The organism is Mesorhizobium sp. M7D.F.Ca.US.004.01.2.1 (assembly GCF_003997785.1).
GTDB lineage: Bacteria > Pseudomonadota > Alphaproteobacteria > Rhizobiales > Rhizobiaceae > Mesorhizobium > Mesorhizobium loti.
The window spans coordinates 1-3,445 of record NZ_RZRQ01000469.1; the positions used below are offsets into that span (position 1 = coordinate 1).

A 3,445-nucleotide genomic window follows, 5' to 3' on the forward strand; every position below is an offset into this window, starting at 1 on the left:
GGATGAGCGCCACCAGTTCGGGAATGCGCGGCAGCATGCCGGCGACGACGTCGCCGCGGCCGACGCCGGCCTGTTTGAGGACATTGCCGACGCGCGCGGACATGTCCTTGAGGTCATCGAAGGTGAATTCCCGCAGTTCTCCACCGGCGGAGATGGCGCGCAACGCCAGCCGGTTTTGCCCGGTGTGGCGATCGCAGCATTCGATGCAGGCATTGATGCCCGTGGCGGGATCACCCTGAAGTTTTGCGATCTCATCCTCGATACGAAAGTGCGCAATGGCATCGGTGTAGCGCGGCGGCGGCGCCGGTGTCTTGGTCATGGCAGTCCTCCCTGGCGCCGCCGCATCTTCCCCATGCGGCGCTGTCGCGTGTGAGCTTGCCTGAAATTGCTGGCGTGGTCGATGCGGCGAAAGTTGGTGGGCGGCAAGGTTGGCGCGAAGGATCACAGCGCTGACAATCTGCGGCAATGCACGTGGTTGACGCGCCCGCCCATCCGGCCGATAGCACCGCCAGAATTGCCCCGAGAAACTCCGATGCCTTCAGACACCAACCTCCACGATGCGCCCGCCGACCCCGACACTGCCTGGCAGGCCGACGTCCGCGCCGGCGTGCGCCATGTGCGCGATCTCGCCTCCCTGCCGCTGTCGCCGGCCGAGCGCGCGGCGGCTCAAGCCGCGGCGGCGAACCACAAGGTGCGCATTCCCAAAGCCTATCTCGACCTGATCGACTGGAACGACCCCGTCGACCCGATCCGGGCGCAGGTCATCCCGTCGCCGGGCGAACTGGAGCAGGCGGACGGCGAGCTCGACGACCCGATCGCCGACCATGACTTCAGCCCGGTGCCGCGATTGACGCATCGCCATGCCGACCGGGTGCTGTTGTTCCCGACCTATCAATGCGCGGTCTATTGCCGGTTCTGCTTCCGCAAGGAATCGCTGACCTCGATCGGCCGTGGCTATACGCGCGAGGCGCTGGAACCGGCGCTGGCCTATATATCGGACCATCCCGAAATCCGCGAGGTGATCCTGACCGGCGGCGATCCGCTGTCGCTGCCCGACAAGGCACTGGCCGAAATCCTCGCGCGCATCGAAGCGATCCCGCATGTGCGTCTGCTGCGCATCCACACGCGCGTTCCGGTGGCGCTGCCGTCGCGCATCACGTCTGGGCTGGTCGCGGCCCTGCAGGGTCGGCTGATGGTCACCGTGGTCACCCATTTCAACCACGCGCGCGAGATCACATCCGCGACCGAGATGGCCTGCCGCACGCTGCGCCATGCCGGCTTCGTGCTGCTCAACCAGAGCGTTCTGCTCAAGGGCGTCAACGACATGGTCGAGGTGCTGGAGGAGCTCTGCCGCGAGCTAATGTATCGGCTCGGCGTCAAACCCTATTACCTCCACCATGGCGACCTCGCGCGCGGCATGGCGCACAGGCGCACGACGATTGCGCAGGGCCAGGCGCTGGCCGGCGCGCTGCGGGCACGGCTGTCGGGTATCTGCAACCCCGTCTATGTGCTCGACCTCCCGGAAGGCGGCGGCAAGGTGCCGATCGGGCCTTGCTATGTCGAGGCGCGGGACGGGGAGAACTGGCGGCTGCGCGGGCTCGACGGCGAGGTGAGGGACTATACGGAAATTGTTGGCGAATAGGGCTGCGCGCTATCGCGCATCTCCATCGATAAACGCCAACACGACCACACGCGGGGCAACGCAATAGGCGAGGCTGGCTTTGCGGCCTGTCGTCGTCGTCGCGTGGCCTGCGTTCAAGTCGACGGTGATGTCCTCATAGCCCAGCACCTCGCGATCGAGCGGATAGACGGCCTTGTAGACGGCTTCCTTGGCGGCAAAGAGGATGCGGCCGGCAAGATGCCGGTCCGCGGCCTCTATCCTGTCTGAAGGGATTGCAACGAGCGCGAAGATGTCGTCGGGGAGAGGCTGCGCGGGCTCGACGTCGATGCCCAGTGAACGGATGTGGCCAACGGGCGCAACCGTCGCCACGGCCATTTCGTCGTCGTGAGCCAGCGATCCCGTTATCCCCTCGGGCCAGACCGGCGCGCCCGCTGGCGCGCGCAGGATGGCGACGTCGTTGACGCCAAGTTCTGTCAACAACCCGTGCGCGATCAAGCGCGCTGCTCCGCTGGCCCGCCGCATGGCCGGCTGATGCGCGGGGATGGAATGCGCTTCCTTGGGCAAGAGATGGGCCTCGTCGCCGTCGCTTATGACCCGGCATCCGACCCGGACACTGGCGGGCGCGATGGCGATCATCGCCTGCAGCAGGGATGTTTGCGCAAGCGCGATTTCGGGGGAGGGCGTCACAGATCGCTCATCCCTGCGACAAAGCCGAGGACCGCGATCATTTCTCCGTCCTCGTCGATGCCTTGTTCCACGAAGCCGGCGGCGCGATAGAGGTGGCGTGCGGCCTCATTCTCGGGCTCGTAGCAGATCGAAACCTCGCGCACATGGGCGAGATTGCCGATCTCGTCGAGCAAGGCGCGCAATGCAGCCTTGCCATAGCCTTTGCCTTGCTGGGCGCGGTCGATCATGAAGCGGTAGACCAGCGCCTCGTCTTCCGACGCATCGTACATCAGGAACCCGACGATACGGGTCCCGGCCATTATGACGCGCGGCCGCGCGTCTTCGTCGGTTTCGGCTTCTTCCAGCGACTCCGCATTGCTGGCGACGAAATCCATCTGCTCCGGAGCAAGCTCCAGGGCCGCGACCAGGGCACGGTTGGCCCCGGTCACGGAAACGAGACGGATGTCCGCGCTCTTCAAGCCGATGCCTTCTTCAAGCCGAAGCCCGGGAGCCATCGTCGGTGATCGGCTCGACGAAGCGATGCAGCTTGGCCGGGTTGCCGCGCCATATGGAGTAGGGCTCCAGCTCTTCACCCTTCATCACGAAGGAATCGACATCGGCCACCGAGCCTTCGCCCATCACGACGCCGTAGTGGACAAAGGCTGAAGGCCCGAGCGTGCAGCCATTGCCGATGCGGATGTAATCGGACTTGAACGCGCCTTCCTCCAGCGAATGGGCCTGGATGACGCAGCCCTCGTTGAGGGTGACGTCGTCGCCGATCTCGACCAGCGAGCGCTCGGTCAGGTTGCTGCCGCCGTCATAGACGCGCTTGCCGACCTTGACGCCGAGCAGGCGCAGGATCATCGGCCGGAACGGCGTGCCGCTGAACAGGCGCACGATCGGCGAATCCGCGAGCTTCCAGTGGCGTTCGTGGCGCCAGAACGCGACGTCGTAGATCGTCGTCATTTGCGGCTTCAACCGGCCAAAACCAAGGCTGGCCCGCTCGACCAGGATGTAGAACGGAATGGTGATCGCCGAGGTCAGGAGCACGGCGACGAACAGCGCCACCTCAGCCCATTCGGTGTAGTAGTTCAGCGCCCGATCCCAGATCGCCAGCGTGGCGAACAGCATGACCCATTGCGTTGCGATGAACAGAAG

At 65.3% G+C, this 3,445-nt stretch carries 4 protein-coding genes and 1 pseudogene; 1 reads left to right on the forward strand and 4 read right to left on the reverse strand.

Annotated elements, in window-relative coordinates; translation table 11 throughout:
• Nucleotides 1–319, reverse strand: a 319-nt coding sequence (locus tag EN993_RS33105; RefSeq protein ID WP_164757970.1) for an AMP-binding protein, incomplete at its 3' end; no start/stop codon positions are given.
• Nucleotides 320–532: 213 nt separating this feature from the next.
• Between EN993_RS33105 and EN993_RS33110 the strand changes: the two genes are divergently transcribed.
• Nucleotides 533–1,642: a KamA family radical SAM protein gene (locus tag EN993_RS33110; protein ID WP_127265977.1), complete on the forward strand. Its 1,110-nt coding sequence runs from the start codon at nucleotides 533–535 to the stop codon at nucleotides 1,640–1,642.
• A 9-nt stretch (nucleotides 1,643–1,651) separates the two neighbouring features.
• On the opposite strand, the gene EN993_RS33115 is transcribed toward EN993_RS33110, so the two are convergent.
• The 3 genes and pseudogenes from EN993_RS33115 to EN993_RS33125 form a co-directional block, all read right to left on the reverse strand.
• Nucleotides 1,652–2,308: a 4'-phosphopantetheinyl transferase superfamily protein gene (locus EN993_RS33115; protein ID WP_245469036.1), complete on the reverse strand. Its 657-nt coding sequence runs from the start codon at nucleotides 2,306–2,308 to the stop codon at nucleotides 1,652–1,654.
• Nucleotides 2,305–2,766 carry a GNAT family N-acetyltransferase gene (locus EN993_RS33120; protein ID WP_245469037.1) on the reverse strand — a complete coding sequence of 154 codons (462 nt, stop codon included), beginning with the start codon at nucleotides 2,764–2,766 and terminating at the stop codon, nucleotides 2,305–2,307. The genes EN993_RS33115 and EN993_RS33120 overlap by 4 nt, the downstream gene beginning before the upstream one ends.
• A 13-nt stretch (nucleotides 2,767–2,779) precedes the next feature.
• Nucleotides 2,780–3,445 (reverse strand): annotated as a pseudogene (locus EN993_RS33125) (peptide synthetase); the annotation flags it as partial.